Annotated in this window: 17 protein-coding genes and 1 tRNA gene; 5 read left to right on the plus strand and 13 right to left on the minus strand. The window is 73.9% G+C overall.

The genetic code is table 11. The features are described 5' to 3' along the window. Positions 1-143: 143 nt before the first annotated feature. The 12 genes from AC24FB_RS00565 to hisI form a co-directional block, all read right to left on the minus strand. A tRNA-Leu gene (locus AC24FB_RS00565) sits at positions 144-225 on the minus strand. 93 nt (positions 226-318) lie between these two features. Beyond that, positions 319-1,749 (minus strand): pyruvate kinase, encoded by a 1,431-nt coding sequence (gene pyk, locus AC24FB_RS00570; protein ID WP_425714197.1) that lies wholly within the window; start codon positions 1,747-1,749, stop codon positions 319-321. A 167-nt stretch (positions 1,750-1,916) separates the two neighbouring features. Beyond that, a complete protein-coding gene (locus AC24FB_RS00575; RefSeq protein ID WP_425714198.1) occupies positions 1,917-3,410 on the minus strand; it encodes a glutamate synthase subunit beta in 1,494 nt (497 codons plus the stop codon). Next, entirely contained in the window at positions 3,403-7,941 is a 4,539-nt protein-coding gene (gene gltB / locus AC24FB_RS00580; RefSeq protein WP_425714199.1) for a glutamate synthase large subunit, read from the minus strand. Before gltB ends, AC24FB_RS00575 begins: the two co-directional genes overlap by 8 nt. A 294-nt stretch (positions 7,942-8,235) precedes the next feature. Continuing rightward, a complete protein-coding gene (gene lgt, locus AC24FB_RS00585) occupies positions 8,236-9,279 on the minus strand; it encodes a prolipoprotein diacylglyceryl transferase (protein ID WP_425714200.1) in 1,044 nt (347 codons plus the stop codon). Beyond that, a complete protein-coding gene (gene trpA, locus AC24FB_RS00590) occupies positions 9,276-10,082 on the minus strand; it encodes a tryptophan synthase subunit alpha (RefSeq protein WP_425714201.1) in 807 nt (268 codons plus the stop codon). Before trpA ends, lgt begins: the two co-directional genes overlap by 4 nt. Then, positions 10,079-11,317, minus strand: coding sequence for a tryptophan synthase subunit beta (gene trpB / locus AC24FB_RS00595; protein WP_425714202.1), 1,239 nt, complete (start codon positions 11,315-11,317; stop codon positions 10,079-10,081). Before trpB ends, trpA begins: the two co-directional genes overlap by 4 nt. Before the next feature lie 107 nt (positions 11,318-11,424). Further along, a complete protein-coding gene (gene trpC, locus AC24FB_RS00600) occupies positions 11,425-12,237 on the minus strand; it encodes an indole-3-glycerol phosphate synthase TrpC (protein ID WP_425714203.1) in 813 nt (270 codons plus the stop codon). Then, positions 12,234-12,596 (minus strand): HGxxPAAW family protein, encoded by a 363-nt coding sequence (locus tag AC24FB_RS00605; protein WP_425714204.1) that lies wholly within the window; start codon positions 12,594-12,596, stop codon positions 12,234-12,236. Before AC24FB_RS00605 ends, trpC begins: the two co-directional genes overlap by 4 nt. Positions 12,597-12,638: 42 nt before the next feature. Continuing rightward, positions 12,639-13,460, minus strand: a complete 822-nt coding sequence (locus AC24FB_RS00610) for a Trp biosynthesis-associated membrane protein (RefSeq protein WP_425714205.1) — start codon at positions 13,458-13,460, stop codon at positions 12,639-12,641. Then, positions 13,457-15,034, minus strand: coding sequence for an anthranilate synthase component I (locus AC24FB_RS00615; RefSeq protein ID WP_425714206.1), 1,578 nt, complete (start codon positions 15,032-15,034; stop codon positions 13,457-13,459). Before AC24FB_RS00615 ends, AC24FB_RS00610 begins: the two co-directional genes overlap by 4 nt. Beyond that, positions 15,031-15,432 (minus strand): phosphoribosyl-AMP cyclohydrolase, encoded by a 402-nt coding sequence (hisI, locus tag AC24FB_RS00620; protein WP_425714207.1) that lies wholly within the window; start codon positions 15,430-15,432, stop codon positions 15,031-15,033. Before hisI ends, AC24FB_RS00615 begins: the two co-directional genes overlap by 4 nt. Before the next feature lie 77 nt (positions 15,433-15,509). On the opposite strand from hisI, the gene AC24FB_RS00625 reads away from it, so the two are divergent. The 3 genes from AC24FB_RS00625 to AC24FB_RS00635 all read left to right on the plus strand — a co-directional run bounded on the left by AC24FB_RS00625 (position 15,510) and on the right by AC24FB_RS00635 (position 18,083). Continuing rightward, entirely contained in the window at positions 15,510-16,217 is a 708-nt protein-coding gene (locus AC24FB_RS00625) for a TIGR03085 family metal-binding protein (protein WP_425714208.1), read from the plus strand. 89 nt (positions 16,218-16,306) lie between these two features. Then, the gene (locus AC24FB_RS00630; RefSeq protein ID WP_425714209.1) at positions 16,307-17,278 is read left to right on the plus strand and encodes a hypothetical protein; all 972 of its coding nucleotides are present in this window, start codon (positions 16,307-16,309) and stop codon (positions 17,276-17,278) included. A 10-nt stretch (positions 17,279-17,288) separates the two neighbouring features. Next, positions 17,289-18,083 (plus strand): ferritin-like domain-containing protein, encoded by a 795-nt coding sequence (locus tag AC24FB_RS00635; RefSeq protein WP_425714210.1) that lies wholly within the window; start codon positions 17,289-17,291, stop codon positions 18,081-18,083. A 43-nt stretch (positions 18,084-18,126) separates the two neighbouring features. Here AC24FB_RS00635 and hisF read toward each other — a convergent pair whose 3' ends face one another. Further along, positions 18,127-18,897, minus strand: coding sequence for an imidazole glycerol phosphate synthase subunit HisF (gene hisF, locus AC24FB_RS00640; protein WP_425714211.1), 771 nt, complete (start codon positions 18,895-18,897; stop codon positions 18,127-18,129). A 153-nt stretch (positions 18,898-19,050) separates the two neighbouring features. Here hisF and AC24FB_RS00645 point away from each other — a divergent pair, with 153 nt between their 5' ends. Next, positions 19,051-19,653 (plus strand): nucleoside/nucleotide kinase family protein, encoded by a 603-nt coding sequence (locus tag AC24FB_RS00645; RefSeq protein ID WP_425714212.1) that lies wholly within the window; start codon positions 19,051-19,053, stop codon positions 19,651-19,653. 496 nt (positions 19,654-20,149) lie between these two features. Beyond that, positions 20,150-20,824: an alternate-type signal peptide domain-containing protein gene (locus AC24FB_RS00650; protein WP_425714213.1), complete on the plus strand. Its 675-nt coding sequence runs from the start codon at positions 20,150-20,152 to the stop codon at positions 20,822-20,824. Positions 20,825-20,862: the final 38 nt, after the last annotated feature.

The raw sequence follows: 20,862 nt of genomic DNA on the forward strand, positions 1-20,862 counted from the left end.
CGACAACAGCCTAGGACACGGCGGGATCACGGCGCGATCCGCGCGCATGTGAGTCATGCCGCGCGTCGGGCGTGCACAGAGGTGCGCCCGGGACGCGCGGGGTCACGGGACGGTCAAGAACCTGCCCTGACCTGGTACGTCGGTGCTCCCGGCGGGACTCGAACCCGCACGCCTCTCAGCGCCGCATTTTGAGTGCGGTGTGTCTGCCGATTCCACCACGGGAGCGCGCGCCCCCGCGCCCAGGGGCGCGGGGGCGTCGCACATCATGCCCCGACCCGGGCCCGGCCCGTCGTGGGCGGGCCGAGCCGGTTCCGGACGTCACGCGTCGGTGGCGCGGTACCGCTCCCCGATCCGGTGGACGCGGATCGAGTTCGTGCTGCCGACCTTCTGCGGCGGCATGCCCGCGACGACGACGACGGGGTCGCCGTTGCTCGCGAGCCCATTGTCCCGCAGGAAGGTGTCGACCTGGTCGACCATCTCGTCCGTGTGCTTGACGCCCTCGACCTGGTAGGGCTGCACGCCCCAGGACAGCGCGAGCCGGTTGCGGGTCTCCGCGGACGGCGTGAAGGCCAGCAGCGGGATGGGCGAGCGCAGGCGGGACATCCGGCGGGCGGTGTCACCGGACTGCGTGAAGGTCGCGAGGTAGCTGACGTCGAGGGTGGCGGCGATCTCCGCGGCGGCACGGGTGAGCACGCCGGAGCGGGTGGCGGGGGTCGAGCCGAGCGGGGCGATGCGCTCGCCGCCGTGCTCCTCGGTGTGCTCGATGACCCGGGCCATCGTGCGGACGGCCTCGATCGCATACTTGCCCACCGAGGTCTCGCCCGAGAGCATGACCGCGTCGGCGCCGTCGAGCACCGCGTTCGCGCAGTCGGAGGCCTCCGCGCGGGTCGGCCGCGGGTTCTCGATCATCGACTCGAGGACCTGGGTGGCGACGATGACCGGCTTGGCGCGGCGGCGGGCGATCTCGACGGCCCGCTTCTGCACGAGCGGGACGTCCTCGAGCGGGAGCTCGACGCCGAGGTCGCCGCGGGCGACCATGATGCCGTCGAACGCGTCGACGATCTCCTCGAGGGCGTCGACCGCCTGCGGCTTCTCGATCTTCGCGACGACGGGGAGCCGGCGGCCCTCCTCGTCCATGATGTCGTGCACCATGCGGACGTCCTCGGCGTTGCGCACGAAGGACAGTGCGATGAAGTCGACCGGGAGGCCGAGCGCCCAGCGCAGGTCCTCGGTGTCCTTGTCCGACATGGCGGGGACCGACACGGCGACGCCGGGCAGGTTGAGGCCCTTGTGGTTGGACACCGGACCGCCGACCTCGACCCGGGTGACGACGCGCGGGCCGTCGACCTCGACGACGCGGACCGCGACCTTGCCGTCGTCGATGAGGATGCGGTCGCCGGGGCGGCAGTCGCCCGGGAGGCCCTTGTACGTGGTCGACGCGAGTTCGGCGGTGCCCTCGACGTCCTCCGTGGTGATGGTGAACGTGGCGCCGTCGGCGAGCTGGACCTCTCGGTCGACGAAGTTGCCGAGGCGGATCTTCGGGCCCTGCAGGTCGACAAGGACGGCGACCGGGCGTCCCGCGGCGTCGGCGGCGGCACGGACGCGGTGGATCACCTGCTCGTGCTCCTCGGCGATCCCGTGGCTGCGGTTGATACGGGCGACGTCCATGCCCGCGTCGACGAGCTCCTGGATCTTCTCGGGGCTGTCGGTGGCGGGTCCGAGGGTGCAGACGATCTTTGCTCTACGCATGGCTCCCAGCCTAGTGACCTCCCGGCCCCGGGCGCGCCGCGGGCCGTGTGAGGCGGACCGGTCGGGAGATGTCTCGCCCGGCGGTCCCGGGTGCGCGCGTCCGTGCGCACCCGGGACCGCCGGGCAGGGACCGTGGCGCCGGCCCGGCCGGGGGCTCGGACCCCGACTCAGACGGCGACCTGGACCGTGGTGGGCAGCACGGGCGCCGGCAGGTCCGTGGTGCCGCGCAGGTGCCGGTCGACGGCTGCCGCGACCGAGCGACCCTCGGCGATCGCCCACACGATGAGCGACTGCCCGCGCCCCGCGTCGCCGGCCGCGTACACGCCGGGGACGGAGGTGGCGAAGTCGGCGTCGCGCTCGATCCGGCCGCGCGGGTCGACCGCGACGCCCAGCTGCTCGACGATCCCGCCGGTCGGGACGCCGACGAACCCCATCGCCAGCAGCACGAGCCCGGCCGGGATCACCCGCTCGGTGCCCGGCGTGGGGACGGGGCGTCCGTCCTCGAACGTCACCTCGGACAGCCGGAGGTGGGAGACGGCGCCCTCGCCGGTCGAGCCGTCCGAGAGCAGCTCCACGGTCGAGCTGGAGTACACGCGCTCGCCGCCTTCCTCGTGCGCCGAGGAGACCCGGAACAGCATGGGATAGGTGGGCCAGGGCTGACCCTCGGGACGGTCCTCGTCCGGGCGCGGCATGATCTCGAGCTGGGTGACCGAGGCGGCGCCCTGGCGCAGCGCGGTCCCGAGGCAGTCGGCCCCGGTGTCTCCGCCGCCGATGATGACGACGTCCCGGCCCGTGGCGGTGATCTGGTCCGGCACGGTCTCGCCGTGCACCACCCGCGTGGCCTGCGGCAGGTACTCCATCGCCTGGTGGACGCCGGCGAGCTCACGACCGGGGACGGGCAGGTCGCGCGGGACGGTCGACCCGAGGGCGAGCACGACCGCGTCGTAGCGCTCGAGGAGGTCCTCGCCCGAGAGCGCGCCCTCCCCCGTTCCACCCACGTCCGTCGACGGCCGCATGATCGTCCCCTCGGCGCGCATCTGCTCGAGGCGCCGGTCGAGGTGGGCCTTCTCCATCTTGAACTCGGGGATCCCGTACCGCAGGAGGCCACCGATCGCGTCGGCCCGTTCGAGGACGGCCACCGTGTGGCCGGCCCGGGTCAGCTGCTGGGCGGCGGCCAGGCCCGCGGGGCCGGACCCGACGACGGCGACCGTGCGGCCGGTGAGCCGGTGCGGGACCTGCGGGGTGACGAGCCCCTCGTCGAACGCGTGGTCGATGATCGACTGCTCGACGTTCTTGATGGTGACCGCGGGCTCGGTGATCCCGAGCACGCACGCCGTCTCGCAGGGGGCGGGGCACAGCCGCCCGGTGAAGTCGGGGAAGTTGTTCGTCGCGTGCAGGCGCTCCGCGGCGCGCGCCATGTCGCCGCGACGGACGAGGTCGTTCCACTCGGGGATGAGGTTCCCCAGCGGGCACCCGTTGTGGCAGAACGGGACGCCGCAGTCCATGCAGCGGCCCGCCTGCCGGGTGAGGGCGGGCCGGAACGAGGGGTCCGCGCCCCGCTCGGCGTAGACCTCGCGGTAGTCGCGGATCCGGACGGGCACGGGTCGCCTCGCGGGCAGCTCGCGCTCGCGGTTGTCGAGGAATCCTCTGGGGTCAGCCACGGGTCGCCTCCATGATGGTGGACCACACCTGGGGCGCGGCCGGGTCGAGTCCGTCCTCGGCCGCCCGCTCGAGCGCGGCGGAGACCGCGGCGAACTGGCGGGGCAGGACGCGGGTGAGGCGCCGCGGCAGGGCGGCGCGGTCGTCGAGCAGGGCGGCCGCGACGGTGGATCCCGTCAGCCCGGCGTGCCGCTGCAGGAGGTCGACGACGACGGCGAGGTCGTCGGTGTCCGGCTCGGCGAGCAGGAGGTCGCCGGCGGCGACGGCGGCCGGATTGAGCAGGGACGTGTCGAGGTCGAGGACGTAGGCGACACCGCCGGACATGCCGGCACCGACGTTGCGCCCGGTGGGGCCGAGCACGAGCATCGTGCCGCCGGTCATGTACTCCGCCGCGTGGTCGCCGACGCCCTCGACCACGAGGGTCGCGCCGGAGAGTCGGACACCGAACCGCTCGCCCACGCGCCCGCGCAGGAAGATCTCGCCGGACGTGGCGCCGTAGCCGATGACGTTCCCGGCCACGACGTTGTCCTGCGCCACGAGCGCCGACCTCTCGTCCGGGGTGACGACGATGCGGCCGCCGGACAGGGACTTGCCGACGTAGTCGTTGGCGTCCCCGAGCAGGCGCAGGGTGACGCCGCGCGGCAGGAAGGCGCCGAAGGACTGGCCCGCCGAGCCCCGCAGGGTGAGGTCGATCGTGCCGTCCGGCAGCCCGGCCCCCCGGTAGCGGCGGGTGACCTCGTGACCGAGCATCGTGCCGACCGTGCGGTGGACGTTGCGGACCGCCAGCTCGGCACGCACCGGCTCGCCGCGCTCGAGCGCCGGTTCCGCGAGCCGGATCAGCTCGTTGTCGAGCGCCGCGTCCAGTCCGTGGTCCTGGGCCTGGGTGTGGTGGAGGGCCGAGCCGGCCGCGGGCTCGACGCGCTCGAGGAGCGGCGCGAGGTCGAGCCCCGAGGCCTTCCAGTGCGAGACGGCGCGGTCCGGGTCGAGCAGCTCGACCCGGCCGACCGCCTCCTCGAGCGAGCGCAGGCCGAGCTCGGCGAGCAGCTCGCGGACCTGCTGGGCGAGGAACTCGAAGAAGGTGACGACGAACTCGGGCCGCCCGGTGAACCGCGCGCGGAGCTCGGGGTTCTGGGTGGCCACGCCGACGGGGCAGGTGTCGAGGTGGCAGACCCGCATGAGCACGCAGCCGGAGACGACCAGGGGCGCCGTGGCGAACCCGAACTCCTCGGCCCCGAGCAGGGCCGCGATCACGACGTCCCGCCCGGTCTTCAGCTGGCCGTCGGTCTGGACGACGATCCGGTCCCGCAGGTCGTTGAGCACGAGCGTCTGCTGCGTCTCGGCGAGCCCGAGCTCCCACGGGCCGCCCGCGTGCTTGAGCGAGGTGAGCGGGCTGGCGCCCGTCCCGCCGTCGTGCCCGGAGACGAGGACGACGTCGGCGTGGGCCTTGGACACGCCCGCCGCGACCGTCCCGACGCCGACGGTCGACACGAGCTTGACGTGCACCCGGGCAGAGGGGTTGGCGTTCTTCAGGTCGTGGACGAGCTGGGCGAGGTCCTCGATCGAGTAGATGTCGTGGTGCGGGGGCGGCGAGATGAGGCCGACGCCGGGGGTCGAGTGCCGCGTCTTGGCCACCCACGGGTAGACCTTGGGGCCGGGCAGCTGTCCGCCCTCCCCCGGCTTCGCGCCCTGGGCCATCTTGATCTGGATGTCGTCGGCGGCGGTGAGGTACTCGGAGGTGACGCCGAACCGGCCGGAGGCGACCTGCTTGATCGCCGAGCGCCGCTCGGGGTCGTGGAGCCGTTCGACGTCCTCCCCGCCCTCCCCGGTGTTCGACTTCCCGCCGAGCCGGTTCATGGCGATCGCCAGGGTCTCGTGCGCCTCGGCGGAGATCGAGCCGTAGCTCATCGCGCCGGTCGAGAACCGCTTGACGATCGAGCTGACCGGCTCGACCTCGTCGATCGGGACCGGGTCGAGCTCGCCCGTGCGCAGGCGCAGGAGACCCCGGATCGTCATCAGCCGCTCGGCCTGCTGGTCGACCCGGTCGGTGTACTGCCGGAAGATGTCGGCCCGCCGGGTCCGCGTGGCGTGCTGGAGCCGGAAGACGGTCTCCGGGTCGAACAGGTGGGGCTCGCCGTCGCGGCGCCACTGGTACTCGCCGCCGGTCTCGAGCTCGCGGTACGCCGGCGAGAGCCCCGAGGGCGGGTAGGCCACGGCGTGCCGGGCCGCGACCTCGTCCGCGAGGACGTCGAGGCCCACTCCGCCGAGCGGCGAGGACGTGGCGGTGAAGTAGGTGGCGACCAGCTCCTCGGAGAGGCCGACGGCGGAGAACAGCTGCGCGCCCCGGTAGGACGGCACGGTCGAGACGCCCATCTTCGACATCACCTTGAGGACGCCCTTGCCGAGCGCCGTGATGACGTTCCGGACCGCCTGCGGCCCGGTCACCCCGACGACGTCGCCGTCGGCGACGAGGCGCTCGGCGGTCTCCATCGCGAGGTACGGGTTGACGGCAGCCGCCCCGTAGCCGACGAGCAGGGCCACGTGGTGCACCTCGCGGACGTCGCCGGCCTCGACGAGCAGGGAGATCTTCGTGCGTGTCCGACGCCTCAGGGTGTGGTGGTGGACCGCCGAGGTGAGCAGGAGGGAGGGGATCGGCGCGAGCGCCGCCGTTGCGTCGCGGTCGGAGAGGACGACGAAGCTCGCCCCGGCCTCGACGGCGGCGTCGACCTCGTCGAAGATCTCGGTCAGGCGCGCCTCGAGCGCCGCTCCCCCGCCGGCCACCGGGTAGAGGCCGGAGATCGTCACCGCCGTGAACCCGCGGCCCGTCCGCCGGGCGCGGTCGACGTGCCGGATCTTCGCGAGCTGGTCGTTGTCGATCGTCGGGAACGGCACGACGATCTTCCGGGCGTGCTCCGGCCCCTCGTCGAGCAGGTTGGGCTCGGGGCCGATGGCGCCGACCAGGGAGGTGACGAGCTCCTCGCGGATCGAGTCGAGCGGGGGGTTCGTCACCTGCGCGAAGCTCTGGGTGAAGTAGTCGAAGAGCAGGCGGGGGCGCGCCGAGAGCACGGCGAGCGGGGTGTCCGTGCCCATGGACCCGATGGCCTCGGCGCCCGTGGCGGCCATCGGCCGGACGAGGACGCGGACCTCCTCCTCGGTGTAGCCGAACATCTGCTGGCGGCGCACCACGGACTCCGCGGAGTGGCCGGTGTGCTCGCGCTCCGGGAGCGCCTCGAGCCTGACGAGTCCGTCGTCGAGCCACTCCTGGTACGGGTGGGCGCCGGCGAGGGAGGCCTTGATCTCGGCGTCGGGGACGATCCGCCCCTCCTCCGTGTCGACGAGGAACATCGCGCCGGGCTCGAGGCGGCCCTTGCGCACGACGTCGGCGGGGTCGAGGTCGAGGACACCGGACTCCGAGGCGAGGACGACGAGGCCGTCGGCGGTCTCCCACCAGCGCCCGGGGCGCAGCCCGTTGCGGTCCATGACGGCCCCGGCGACGGTGCCGTCGGTGAAGCAGATGGCCGCCGGTCCGTCCCAGGGCTCCATGATCGTGCCGGTGTACTCGTAGAACGCGCGCAGCGCGGGCGGCATCGACTCGTGGTTCTGCCATGCCTCGGGGACCATGGTGAGGACGGCGTGCGGCAGGGAGCGGCCACCGAGGTGGAGGAGCTCGAGCACCTCGTCGAAGGAGGCGGAGTCCGATGCGCCGGGGGTCGTGATCGGCAGAAGGGGCTCGAGGTCGCCGAGCAGGTCGGAGGCGAGCGTCCCCTCGCGGGCGGCCATCCAGTTGCGGTTGCCGCGCACCGTATTGATCTCGCCGTTGTGCGCGACGTACCGGAAGGGGTGCGCGAGCGGCCAGCTGGGGAACGTGTTGGTCGAGAACCGGGAGTGGACGAGCGCGACCGAGGACACGAGCCGCTCGTCGGACAGGTCCGGGAAGAACGGCCGCAGCTGGCCGGTGGTGAGCATCCCCTTGTAGGTGATCGTGCGCGGGGAGAGCGAGGCGAGGAAGATGCCGGCGTTGTCGGCCCGCTTGCGCAGGCGGAACACCTTGCGCTCGAGGTCGATCCCCGTCAGCCCGTCGGCCGCGACGAAGAGCTGCCGCATCGTCGGCATCGTCGCGCGGGCGGTCGGCCCGATCATCGAGTCGTCGACGGGGACGGAGCGCCAGCCGAGGACCTCGACGCCCTCCTCGGCCGCGATCTCCTCGACGCGGGCGACGGCCTCGGAGCGGGCGCCGACCTGCGGGAGGAAGACGATGCCGACGGCGTAGGCGCCCGCCGGGGGCAGGTCGAAGGGAACCACCGCGCGCAGGAACGCGTCGGGCACCTGGAGGAGGATGCCGGCGCCGTCCCCGGTGGCCTCCTCGGCGCCGACGGCGCCGCGGTGGTCGAGGTTGACGAGCGCCGTCAGCGCGGCGTCGACGATGTCCCGACCCGGCCGACCGCGGGTCGTGGCCACCATCGCCACGCCGCAGGCGTCGTGCTCGTTCGCCGGGTCGTACAGGCCGGTGGGTGCGGGGGTCCCGGGCAGGTCCATCGTCCGTCCTCCCTCTGGGCGCCACGGCGCCCGGGGTCGTGACCCGGCACGTCCACCGGGTGGGGCGGACACACAGTAGGCGGACTTGACCCTTCCGTGGCAATACTAAGGACGGACCATGGAACGGCGGAATTCCGCGGCAGAATCACGCGGGTCGACGCGGGCGTTTCACCGATGTTTCGAGCATGTTTCGGGACCTAGCCCCTCGGTCAGGTCACGCGCCGGTCAAGCCCGAGCAACTGTCGAGAGTGCGGCTCAGCACGGGGCCGACGGTCGGGCGTTCGCCCCGACGGATCAGACGGACCGGTCCCCCGACGAGGCCTGCTCGTCGGTCGGTGCATCGCCGTCGGGTGAGTCAGCGTCGGGTTCGTCGTCGGAGGTCTCGTCGTCGTCCGAGGCGACCTCGACGGACGTGCCCGACGACGACGAGCCCGCGTCCCCGGCGACCGCCGCGTCCGCCAGAGGCCCGCGGCCGGGCAGCCAGATCTCGTCGCGGTCCGGCTTCGCCCTCGCGCGGCGCGTGAGCCACACGATCATGGCGACGCCGATCACCCAGCCGGCGATGGCGATGATCTGGTGGATCCGCATGCCGCCGATGAGCACCGACGGGTCGGTGCGCAGCGACTCGGTGAGCGTGCGGCCGGTGAGGTAGATGATGACGTAGAGCCAGAAGACGCGTCCGCCGTCGAGCCGGAGTCGCCGCTGGGCGAGAACCACGACGATCGCGCCGGTGAGGTTCCACAGCCCCTCGTAGAGGAACGTGGGGTGGACGAGCTCGGGCAGCTCGCGGTCGATGCGCAGGCCCCACGGGAGGTCGGTCGCGGTCCCGTACAGCTCCTGGTTGAAGTAGTTGCCGAGCCGCCCCACACCCTGGGCCACGAGCATGCCGGGGGCGAGCGCGTCGGCGAACGGGCCGATCCGCAGGCCGCGCCGGGTGAGGCCGATGTACGCGCCGAGGGCACCGAACACGACGGCGCCCATGATGCCGAGGCCGCCCTCCCAGATCTTCAGGGCGTCGAGGAGGTTGCCGTCCGGCCCGAAGAAGTCCGAGGGGTGGGTGGCCACGTGGTAGATCCGGGCGCCGACGATGCCGAAGGGCACCATCCAGTACAGCGCGATGTCGAGCGCGGTCTCGGCCGGGCCGCCCTTGAACGTGTATCGGCGGTCGAGGATCCACCAGGCGAGGATCGCGCCCGCGATGATCGCCATCGCGTAGGCCCGCAGCGGCAGCGGGCCGAGGTTGAGGACGTTGTCCGGCGGGCTCGGGATCCCCCGCTCGGCGGCGAAGGTCGCGGCCCTCGCCGCGCCGTCCGCGAGCAGCGCGGCCGCGCCGGTCACGCCCGGCCCTCCCGCACGCCCTCGGCGAGCTCGGCGGTGAGGGCGCCGAGCGCGCTCAGTCCCTCCGCCGCCCCGCCGGACCCGAGCGCCTTGATGAGGGCGGAGCCGACGATCACCCCGTCGGCGTAGGCGGCGACCTCGGCGGCCTGCGCGCGGTCCGAGACGCCGATGCCGACGCAGGCGCGCTCGGCGCCGGCGGCCCGGGTGCGGGCGACGAGCTCGGCGCCGCCGCCGGCGAGGCTGTCCTGAACGCCCGTGACCCCCATGCGGCTGGCCACGTAGACGAACCCGCGCGAGGCGGCGGACACGGTCGCCAGGCGCGCGTCGGAGGAGGCGGGGGCCACGAGGAAGACCTTGTCGAGCCCGTGCTCGTCGGCCGCGGCCGTCCAGCGGCCGGCCTCCTCGGGGACGAGGTCGGGCGTGATGAGGCCGGCGCCGCCGGCGGAGGCGAGGTCGGCGGCGAACCGCTCGACCCCGTAGGCGAAGACCGGGTTGTAGTACGTCATGACGAGGACGGCCGCGCCGGTGGCGGCGACCTGCTCGACGGCGGAGAGCACCTCGCGCGTCCGGGTCCCCTTGCTCAGGGCGTCCTCGGTGGCGCGCTGGATGAGCGGACCGTCCATCGACGGGTCCGAGTAGGGCAGGCCGAGCTCGACGACGTCGGCGCCGTTGTCCACGGCGACGCGCGCGGCCTCGACCGACGTGGCGAGGTCCGGGTAGCCGGCGGGCAGATAGGCGACGAGCGCGGCGCGCCCCTGGTCGAGGGCGGCGTCGATCCGCTCCCCCGCGGTCACGTTGCTCACTTCTCGCCTCCGAGGTCGAAGTACTCGATCGCCGTCTCCATGTCCTTGTCCCCGCGCCCGGAGAGGCTGACGAGGATGACCGGCGGCTCGCCCTCGCCGCCGGCGTCCTTCCACTCGCGGCCGATGCGCAGGGCGCCGGCGAGCGCGTGGGCGGACTCGATCGCGGGGATGATCCCCTCGGTGCGCGAGAGGAGTGCGAACGCGTCCATCGCCTCGGCGTCGGTGACCTGCTGGTACTCGGCGCGGCCGAGATCGGCGAGCCAGGCGTGCTCGGGGCCCACCCCGGGGTAGTCGAGGCCGGCGGAGATCGAGTGGGAGTCGATCGTCTGCCCGTCGTCGTCGTGCAGGAGGTAAGACAGCGATCCCTGGAAGACGCCGGGTCGCCCGCCGCCGATCGCGGCGGCGTGCCGGCCGGACTCCACGCCGTCGCCCGCGGCCTCGAGCCCGACCAGGCGCACGCCCTCGTCGTCGAGGAAGGCGTTGAAGATGCCGATCGCGTTGGAGCCGCCGCCCACGCAGGCGGTCACGACGTCCGGCAGGCGCCCGGTGAGCGCGAGGACCTGCTCGCGGGCCTCCTCGCCGATGACCTTCTGCAGGTCGCGGACGAGCTCGGGGAACGGGTGCGGGCCTGCCGCGGTGCCGAAGACGTAGTTCGTGGTCTCGACGTTGGTCACCCAGTCGCGGAACGCCTCCGAGATCGCGTCCTTGAGCGTCTGCGACCCGTTGGTCACGGAGACCACCTCGGCGCCGAGGAGCTGCATGCGGGCCACGTTGAGCGCCTGGCGGCGCACGTCCTCCGCCCCCATGTAGATCGTGCACTCGAGGCCCATGAGGGCGGCGGCCGTGGCGGTGGCCACCCCGTGCTGGCCGGCGCCGGTCTCGGCGATGACGCGGGTCTTGCCGACCTTCTTCGTCAGGAGGCCCTGGCCCAGCACGTTGTTGATCTTGTGGGAACCGGTGTGGTTGAGGTCCTCGCGCTTGAGCAGGACCCGGGCCCCGCCGGCGTGCTCGGCGAACCGCGGCGCGTCCGTCAGCAGGGACGGCCGACCGATGTAGGAGGCGGCGAGCTCCCCCATCTCCCGGGCGAACTCGGGCGAGCCCTTCATCTCCTCCCAGGCGGCCGTCAGGTCGTCGAGGGCCACGATGAGTGCCTCCGAGACGAACCTGCCGCCGAACTGGCCGAAGTAGGGGCCGTGGGCCTCGGACAGCTTGCCCGGGTCGTCGGTGTACTGCACGCGTCGATCTCCTTCCGGGCGCGCGGCGCCCGATCGTGCGCGGCCGGGCGCGGCGGTCCGGCCGGTGGTGCGTGGGCCGTCCGGCGGGCGGCCCCTGTCCCCGACGGTCAGTTCGTGCCGTTGCTGAGGGAGGGGTGCGCGCCGGCGGACACGTAGTCGGACACGGCGCGGCGGGGGTCCGCCTGGGTGACGAGGGCCTCGCCGACGAGCACGGCGTCGGCGCCCTGGCGGGCGTAGTCGAGGACGTCGCGGACGGAGCGGACGCCGGACTCGGCGACCGTGACGATGCCGTCGGGGACGACGTCGACGACCTGGGCGAACACGGCCCGGTCGACCTCGAGGGTCTTGAGGTTGCGCGCGTTGATGCCGATGACGCGGGCGCCGGCGTCGCGGGCGCGCAGCGCCTCCTCGCGGTCGTGCGCCTCGACGAGCGCGGTCATCCCGAGCGAGTGGACCCGCTCGACCAGCGACTCGAGGACGGTCTGCTCGAGCGAGGCGACCATGAGCAGGACGATGTCCGCCCCGTGGGCGCGCGCCTCCCACACCTGGTAGGGCGTGACGACGAAGTCCTTGCGCAGCACGGGCACGTCGACCGCGGCGCGCACGGCGTCGAGGTCCGCGAGGGAGCCGCCGAACCGGCGCTCCTCGGTGAGGACGGAGATGGCGGCGGCCCCGCCCTCGGCGTAGGCGGCGGCGAGCACGGCCGGGTCCGGCACGTCCGCGAGCGAGCCCTTGGAGGGGCTGCGGCGCTTGCACTCGGCGATGATCGTCACCGAGCCGTCGCCGCGCAGGGCGGTAACGGCGTCGAGCGCGGCGGGCCGGCGGGCCGCGATCTCCTTGACGGCGTCGAGCGGCAGCTCCGCCTCCCGGCGGGCGAGGTCCTCGCGGACGCCGGCGACGATGTCGTCGAGGACGTTCATCGGGCGGCCCCGTCGGCCACGGAGTCGCGCTCGTGCGCGCCGCGGGCGTCCGCGTCGGTCGCGCGGGGCTGCTCCTCGACCTCGTACCAGTCGCGCGCCGGCTCGCTGCGGCGGGGCTGACCCTGGCCGGACAGGCGCAGGACGAGACCGACCACGAGGGCCGCGACGACGACGATCGGCCCTGCCACCCACGTGAGCACGGGGATGTCGAGGATGAGCCCGACGCAGGACACGAGGACGCCGAGGGTGACGATGAGCATGACCGACCAGGCGGCCACGGTCTTGCCCTCGTTGTGCGGGGGTGCGGCGACGGGCAGGCGGTAGCCGGTCCGGTGCTGCTCGAGGCTCGTGCCGCTCACGGCTGCTCCTTCACGTTCGGGTCGGGGACGTCGGGCCCGAGCCTACCGGTGGTCCGCGGTCGGGTCCTCGCCGCGTCCGAGCGCGTCCCAGTCGTCGACGAACCGGTCCCGCTCGGCGTCGGCCGCGGCGGAGGCCGAGCCCGTGTCCGCGCGGGTGGCGGCAGGCGACGAGGGGCGGCCGGTGGCGGTGCCGGCGGCGCTGGGGGCCGGGGTGTCGTCGTCGGAGGGGGTGCCGGCGTCGTCGACGGACGCCTCGCGCACCGCGTCGTCCGTCGTCGTGCCCGGGGTGGTGCCCGTCCCGCGCGTGGACCCCGGGGCGGTTCCGCGCTCGAACCGGCGGCCGGCCGCGCTCCAGCGGTGCGCCCGCGTGAGGATCAGGAGCCCGACGACGACGAGCAGGAGCCCGGTGACGACCGCGCCCCAGGGCCAGGGCTGCGCGGCGACCGACCCCACGTCGGGCGCGCTGGTGCCGGTGTGCAGGCGGGCCTCGGCGAGCAGGAGGGAGCCCGGGTCGCGCGCGGCGCCGACCGCCCCGATGCCGACGACGACCCCGCCGGCCACGGTGGCGAGCCCGGCGACGACCGTCCCGACCCGGCGCGCGAGCGAGGCGAACAGCGCCGCCGCCCCGGCCACGAGTGCGCCCGCCCACACCGCGGGCGCCCCGGACATGCCGGTCGCGGCGAGATCGACCTCACCGGTGGCCGTGCGGACCGTGCCGGTCGACCACGTGGGCAGGGCGACGAGGAGGGTCGCCCCGACGAGCAGGAGGACGAGCAGGACCGCCTGCCCGCGACCGAGGCCGCTGGGCGTGCCCGCGGTGGGCGGGGTGTCGGCCGCGGTGCGCGGGGCGTCGGCGGACGTCACCGTTCCCCTGCCGTGCCGCGAGGCGCGGGGCGCAGCTGCGCGGCGAGGCGGACCGCGCGCACGGCGGCGGCGGCCTTGTTGGTGGCCTCCTCGAGCTCGGTGGCGGGGACCGAGTCGGCCACGATGCCGGCCCCGGCCTGCACCGACGCGCGCCCGTCGTGGAGGACGGCGGTGCGGATGGCGATCGCGAGGTCGGCGTCGCCGGCGAGGTCGAGGTAGCCGACCACGCCGCCGTAGACACCGCGGCGGGAGGGCTCGAGCTCGTCGATGATCTCGGTGGCGCGGACCTTCGGGGCGCCCGAGAGCGTGCCCGCGGGGAAGGTCGCGCGCAGGCAGTCGAGAGCGGTCACGCCGTCGCGCCGTCGTCCGGTGACGGTCGAGCTGATGTGCATGATGTGGCTGAAGCGCTTGATCTCCATCAGCTCGGTGACCTCGACGGTCTCGGGCCGGCACACCTTGGACAGGTCGTTGCGCGCGAGGTCGACGAGCATGACGTGTTCGGAGAGCTCCTTGGGGTCGGCGAGCAGCTCCTCGGCGAGGGCGCGGTCCTCGGCGGGCTTCGCGCCGCGCGGGCGGGAGCCGGCGATGGGGAACGTGACGACCTCGTCACCGGTGACGCGCACGAGCGTCTCGGGCGAGGAGCCGACGACGTGGAGGACGCCGCCCGCGCCGTCGTCGAGGGCGAAGAGGTACATGTACGGGCTCGGGTTGACCGTCCGCAGCACCCGGTAGACGTCGAGCGGGTCGGCGTCGGTGGTGACGTCGAGGCGCTGGGAGAGGACGACCTGGAAGACCTCGCCGTCGACGATGCGCTGCTTGCCGACGCGGACCGCCTCCATGAACTCCTCGTCGGCGAACCGGGCCGTCACCTCGGGCATCGCCGCGGTGGGGTCGAGCACGGACGCGTGCGCCGGGGCGGGCGCGAGGAGGTCGGCCTGCATCGCGTCGAGCCGGGCGACGGCGTCGGCGTGCGCCTCGTCGACCCGCTCGTCCGAGCCGTCGGTGTTGACGGCGTCGGCCACGAGCCACAGAGTCCCGTCGGCGTGGTCGAGGGCGACGAGGTCGCTCGCGAGGCAGAGGGCCACCTCCGGCAGGTCGTCGTCGGCCGGGGCCCGGCGCGGGAGCGTGGGTTCCCAGGAGTGGACGACGTCCCAGCCGAGCGAGCCGACGAACCCGACGGTCAGGGGCGGGAGGCCGGGGATCGCGGGCGTGCCGAGCACCTCGAGCGCGGCCTCGAGGACCTCGAGCACCGGCCCCTCGGTGGGGATGCCGGCGGGGACGTCCCCGCGCCAGGCGGCCCGGCCGCCCCGCGAGGTGAGGGTGGCCCTCGAGCCGACGCCGACGAAGCTCCACCGCGACCAGCGGCCGGCCTCGGCGGACTCCATGAGGAACGTGCCCGGGCGGCCGGCGGCGAGGCGTCGGTACGCGCCGATCGGCGTGACGTCGTCGGCGAGGAGCCGGCGGACGACGGGGACGACGCGGCGGTGCGCGGCCAGCTCGCGGAAGCGGGGCAGGCTCGGCCACGTCTCGCCCCAGGTGAGCTCGACCGGGTCGACGGGGTCGACGGCGGTCATCGCGTGGCCCCGGACAGCGGCAGCAGGCCGCCCGCCTCGAAGCAGCTCGTGGCCCCGGTGTGGCAGGCCGGCCCGACCTGGTCGACGGTGACGAGCAGGGCGTCGGCGTCGCAGTCGAGCGCGACCGAGCGCACGTGCTGGACGTGCCCGGAGGTGTCGCCCTTGCGCCACAGCTCGCCCCGCGAGCGCGACCAGTACCAGGCGCGGCCGGTGGTGAGCGTGCGGTGCAGGGCGTCGTCGTTCATCCAGGCCACCATGAGCACGTCGCGGGTCGTGGCGTCCTGCACCACGGCGCACACGAGGCCGTGCGAGTCGCGCGTGAGGCGCTCGGCGATGGCCGGGTCGAGGACACCGCCGGCGGGTGCGGGGCCGGTGGTCGGGTCGTCTAGGTCGGGCACCCGGTCATGGTGCCACGGTGCGGGACGCGGCCCGGTGGAGGGTGCGCGCCGGCGTCCCCGTGTGGGACCGTCCTCACGTGACCGACGACGAACGACCGGTGGCCGTCGAGCGGGCCGCTCTCGCGTCCACCCTCGCCCAGGCCGACCCCCACGCCCCCACGCTGTGCGCCGGCTGGCGCGTGGTCGACCTCGCCGCGCACCTCGTGCTGCGTGAGCGGCGGCCGGACCTCATGGTGCGCGACGTCCTCTCGCGCGCGGAGCCCGGCCGCGAGCCGCACCTGCAGCGGATCGTCGCCGACGCCCTCGACCCGATCGGCTACCGCGCTCTCGCCGCGCGGGTGGCCACGGGCGGTCCGCGCTGGTCACCGGTGCGCTGGGCGGAGTCGGCGACCAACCTCGTCGAGCTCGTCGTCCACCACGAGGACGTGCGCCGGGGCCCGCGCGGGGCGGACGGCTCCTCCGGCCCGGCCGAGCCGCGCGACGACATCGGCCCCGACCTCCTGCGCGAGCTGTGGCAGCGGGTCTCGTCGACCGCGGGGCTCATGTACCGCACGGCGGGCACCGGGGTCGTCCTCGTGGTCCCCGGTGGGCCGCGCGCGACCGTGCGCCGCGGCGCGGACGCGGTCGCCGTGGTCGGGGACCCGGTCGAGCTGGCCCTGCACGCCAACGGTCGCCGCCGCGCCGCCCACGTCACGCTCGAGGGCCGCCCCGGGACGATCGACCGGTTCCTCGCCGGTCTCACGGGTGACCCCGCCGATACCGACGCCGCGGGCATGCCCGCGTAGCGACCAGGTGCCGGTCGACCCGCCGGAACCAGCCACTCCTCGGCCGGCTGACCAACGCCTCCTTGCCGGTCAGCGATTAGCCTCGACATGTGCTGACCGACCTGCGAACGACTCCGACGAACGCGCGGCCGGGCCTCCTGCACAGCGCCGACGGCACGGTCGCTCCCGTCCGTTCGACGTCGTTCGACGTGCGGGCGTTCACCCGGACGGCGTTCGGGGACCACCGCCCGCCGGACCCCCCACCCCTCGGCCCGACCGATCTCCACCCGTCGGTCCGGTTCGCCCTCACCTACCTGCGGGACGTCGAGCGCACCGCGACAAGCACGCTGCGCCGCGTCCTGGCGACCTCGACCTCCCGCGAGGCGCGCTACACCGCCTTCCTCACCACCTGGGCCCACGACCGCTACTGGTTCGCGGAGCGCCTCGACCGCGCCCTCGGCTCCCCGCCGCCCACGGCCGACGACGACGCAGCCGCGCCGTCGACCCGGTTCGACCGCCTCGCCCACGTCCAGGACCTGCTCGCCCAGCACGTCGAGCCGGTCTGGACGACGCTCGTGGGCGAGCCCACGACGGCCCTGCACGCGGTGCGCGGCCTGTCCGAGGAGAGCGCGGTGCTCGCCGCCCACTACCGGGTCGCCGGCCTCGCACGGGGCGCCCTCGACGAGCTCCTCGCCCCGCTGCGGGCACGGCGTCTCGAGCACGTGAGCTTCTACCGCGCGGAGGCCGCGATGCGGCTGGGCGGCGACGACCTCGCCGTCAGGCTCACCCGCGCACTCCTCACCCGCGGGTTCCACCCGCTGCGCCCGGGCGCGCTGCGCGCGCGGGCGAGCCACCGGTTCCTGCGCACGCTCTTCGCGGGCGGCGGCCGGGACGAGGTGGTCCGAGACGCCGACGCCCCGGTCCGCGCGCTGCCCGGTCTCGGTGGGCACGGTCCGCTCGCCACCGCGCTGCGCCGGGAGCGTCCGCTCGTCCCTCCCGTCCCGCCCGTTGCCTCCGGGCACCGGGCCCACGCACCACGCACACCGACCGACCGCGCCCCCGTCGGCGCCGGCATCAGCTGAGGAGCCCGCGATGGCCTTCGACATCGACACCTACGCCGCGGACAGCACGCCGGTCCGGTACGAGGACCTCGATGTGTCCGCGTTCCGCGACGACCCGCTCCCCGAGGACTCGCTGCGCTGCCTGCGCTACATGTGCGACGTCGAGTACCACACGGTCTGCTACCTGCGGGACCTGCTGGTGACGCCGTCGAGCCGCGAGCGCGAGGTGGCCGGCTTCATGACGATGTGGAACCGCGAGGAGTTCTGGCACGGCGAGGCGCTGGCCACCGTGCTGGCGGCGCACGACGTCACGGTCGACTACGACGAGCTCAAGGCGAAGCGGACGAAGCTCGGCTGGCGCGAGGCGCTGTCCTCCCTCAAGCAGTCGGTGCTCGCCAACCTCGTGGGTCAGGACTTCGTGGCCACCCACATGCTGTGGGGCGCGGCGAACGAGTGGTCCGCCGTCGCCGCGTACCGCCGGATGGCCGACCTCGAGCGGCACCCCGTCCTCGCCGTCCTCCTGCGAAGGATCGCGCAGCAGGAGACGCGGCACGTGGCGTTCTACGCGACCCAGGCCCGCGCCCGACTGGCCGAGAGCGAGCCGGCCCGGAGGGTCGCCCGCCTCACCCTGGAGAGGTTCTGGCGCCCGGTCGGCACGAGCATCATGGGGCAGACCGAGGTCCGACACGTCATGGGCCACCTGTTCAGCGGGCCCGACGGCCGCGCCGAGGTGCGCCGCATCGACCAGAACATCGCGCGGCTGCCGGGGATGGAGGGCGTCACCGTGTTCGACGACGCGCTCGACGCCGAGGGCGTGCCCGCGTAGGCCCCGACCGGAGCGTTCAGCCCGCCGGAGCGGCTGGACCGGGTCAGCGCACCTCGACGCCGGCGGTACGCATCGCGTCCTTGACGCCGCCGATCGTCAGGGTCCCGAAGTGGAAGACGCTGGCGGCGAGGACGGCGTCGGCCCCCGCGTGGGCGGCCTGCGCGAAGTGCTCGGCCGCGCCGGCCCCGCCCGAGGCGATGAGGGGCACCCGGACCTCGCGGCGGAACGTGGTGAGCATCTCGAGGTCGAAACCCGCCTCGGTGCCGTCCGCGTCGATCGAGTTGAGGAGGATCTCGCCGGCGCCGAGCTCGGCCGCGCGCACGCACCACTCGAGCGCGTCCGTTCCGGTCCCGCGGCGGCCGCCGTGCGTGGTCACCTCGAAGCCCGAGTCGGTCGACACGTCCCCGGTCACCCGGCGGACGTCGGCGGACAGGACGAGGACCTGGGAGCCGAACCGGTCGGCCACGTCGGAGATGAGCTCGGGGCGGGCGACGGCGGCGGTGTTGACGCTCACCTTGTCCGCGCCGTGGGTGAGGAGGCGGTGGACGTCGTCGACGGTGCGCACTCCCCCGCCGACCGTCAGGGGCACGAAGATCTCCTCGGCGGTGCGCGCCACGACGTCGTAGGTGGTCGACCGCTCCTCGACCGAGGCCGAGACGTCGAGGAAGGTGAGCTCGTCGGCCCCGTCCGCGTCGTACCGGCGGGCGAGCTCGACCGGGTCGCCGGCGTCCCGCAGCCCCTCGAACCGCACGCCCTTGACGACCCGCCCCCCGGCGACGTCAAGGCAGGGGATGACGCGAACCGCCAACGACATGGTGCTCCTCCCGGTGGCACCGACGGCGCCTCGTCCTCCACGGTACCGAGCGGCGGGACCGGAGACCCTGCATGTCCGGTGCACAGGTGCCTGCCGGGACGGGAGGCGGCGGCGTACCACCACGGACGCGGCTGCCCGGTAGGTTGGCTCGCCATGTCCTCGCCCGCCCACGCCGTCGCCGCGCTCGCCAGGGACCGCCTCGAGCACGACGACGAGGGGACCCCGCGGGTGGTCGTCGTCGGGATCGACGGGCGCTCCGGCGCCGGCAAGTCGACCCTCGCGAGCGACGTGGTGGCGCTGCTCGAGGGACGGGGCGACGGGGGCCAGGGCACGGGATCCGCGCGTCGGGTCGAGCTCGTGCGCCTCGATGACCACTACCCGGGCTGGTCCGGCCTGCTCGCCGGCGTCGTGGCCGTGCGGCCGATGCTCGATGCCCTTCGGCGCGGTTCGGCCGGCACAGCGCCGACCTGGGACTGGCTGCGATCCGCCCCCGGGGCCGACCGGGTCATCCCCGCGCCGGGCCACGCGCTCCCGGACGTCGTCGTGGTCGAGGGGTGCGGGACGACTCTTCTCCATCAGCTGCTCGACGCACTCGTGTGGCTCGACGAGCCGGCGGGCGTCCGCCGGGCACGCGCCGAGTCCCGCGAGGGCGACGTCTCCTCGTGGTGGGACACCTGGGCCCGCCAGGAGGACGCGGCGATCGCACAGACGGACCCGACCGAGCACGCGGACCTGAGGCTCACCGCAGCGCGTTGACCGGCGCGCATCTCGAGCATGTCACTCGGCGATTCCTGCCATTCATTCGTCGTTCACAGGTCGTCATTGATCGGGCATTTGTCGAGCATTCGCGCTGGCCGCGCCGAATACCCGTCGAGTAACCGTCCCCGACCCGCGAGACAATTGCCAGAATGTGCCGACTCGAGCGCTGAGCGACTGCGAGTTGTGGCAGTTCCACGCCCAGCGAGCGTCGAGACGGCGTCCAGATGCCGCTGAACAACAGGCCAGAAACGGTGGGACTACACCGGTTTCACGCCCTCGACGCAGCTCGACACGGCCACCGGAAGCTCCGGGAAACCGCAGGATCACGGGAGATCACGAGCTGGACACAGCGCAGTTCGGTGTCATTTCGGAGAATCCGGCATGCCTTGCGCAAATGAATTGCGCTGCTACCTTTCTGACCGCCGGCACATGAATGCGTCGGCATCCCCCCTCATCCCCCGTTTCACCCCTAACCCATGAATGGAGCACCATCGTGCGCAAGAAGACTGTCGGCGTCCTCGCCGGCGCCGCTGCCGCAGCTGTCGCCCTCGGCTCGGGCGGCACGTTCGCCCTCTGGTCGGACGACACGTCCGTCGATGCCGGCACGATCCAGGCCGGTAACCTCGAGGTCGAGGCCCAGGGCGACTTCCAGTGGTACGACGCCACGCTCAACCGCGTCCCGTTCATCGTCTGGGACATCCCCTTCCCCCGGCACGACTGGGGCCACACGATCGCCAACATGAACGGCGACTACCGCGTCGTCCCCGGCGACGTCGTCGTCGGTGCGCAGGACGTGCTCGTCGACCTGCACGGTGACAACCTCCGCGCCCACCTCACGGTCGGCCCCGCCGACGGCGCGACCGCCGAGTTCGAGGGCCTGTCCGTCGAGTACGGCGTCTACAACAACAGCACGAACAGCTGGATCGCGACCGGCCTCGAGCTGGGCGACGACCGGGAGTTCGGCTTCCAGGCCGACGGCGTCGGCCAGGAGGACGGCTCCGACGACCCGTTCTGGACCGTGCTGCCGCGCGAGTCCGAGCTGACCGTCGTCATCCTCGGCGTCTTCGACGAGGACACGGGCGACCGCGTGAGCGTCAACGACATCACCGAGCTCGGCTCGCTCGAGATCACCCTCGAGCAGAGCATGTACCCGCACCCGGCGATCTGACGATCACCTGAGACTCCCGGCCGGCCCGCGCGGGCCGG

It is taken from the genome of Georgenia sp. Z1344 (assembly GCF_057652375.1).

Bases quoted from the DNA above. Each gene is read 5' to 3' on its own strand.
- pyk (WP_425714197.1), bottom strand. From the start codon at position 1,749: ATGCGTAGAGCAAAGATCGTCTGCACCCTCGGACCCGCCACCGACAGC.
- gltB (WP_425714199.1), bottom strand. From the start codon at position 7,941: ATGGACCTGCCCGGGACCCCCGCACCCACCGGCCTGTACGACCCGGCG.
- trpC (WP_425714203.1), bottom strand. From the start codon at position 12,237: ATGAACGTCCTCGACGACATCGTCGCCGGCGTCCGCGAGGACCTCGCC.
- AC24FB_RS00615 (WP_425714206.1), bottom strand. From the start codon at position 15,034: ATGACCGCCGTCGACCCCGTCGACCCGGTCGAGCTCACCTGGGGCGAG.
- AC24FB_RS00635 (WP_425714210.1), top strand. From the start codon at position 17,289: ATGGCCTTCGACATCGACACCTACGCCGCGGACAGCACGCCGGTCCGG.
- hisF (WP_425714211.1), bottom strand. From the start codon at position 18,897: ATGTCGTTGGCGGTTCGCGTCATCCCCTGCCTTGACGTCGCCGGGGGG.
- AC24FB_RS00645 (WP_425714212.1), top strand. From the start codon at position 19,051: ATGTCCTCGCCCGCCCACGCCGTCGCCGCGCTCGCCAGGGACCGCCTC.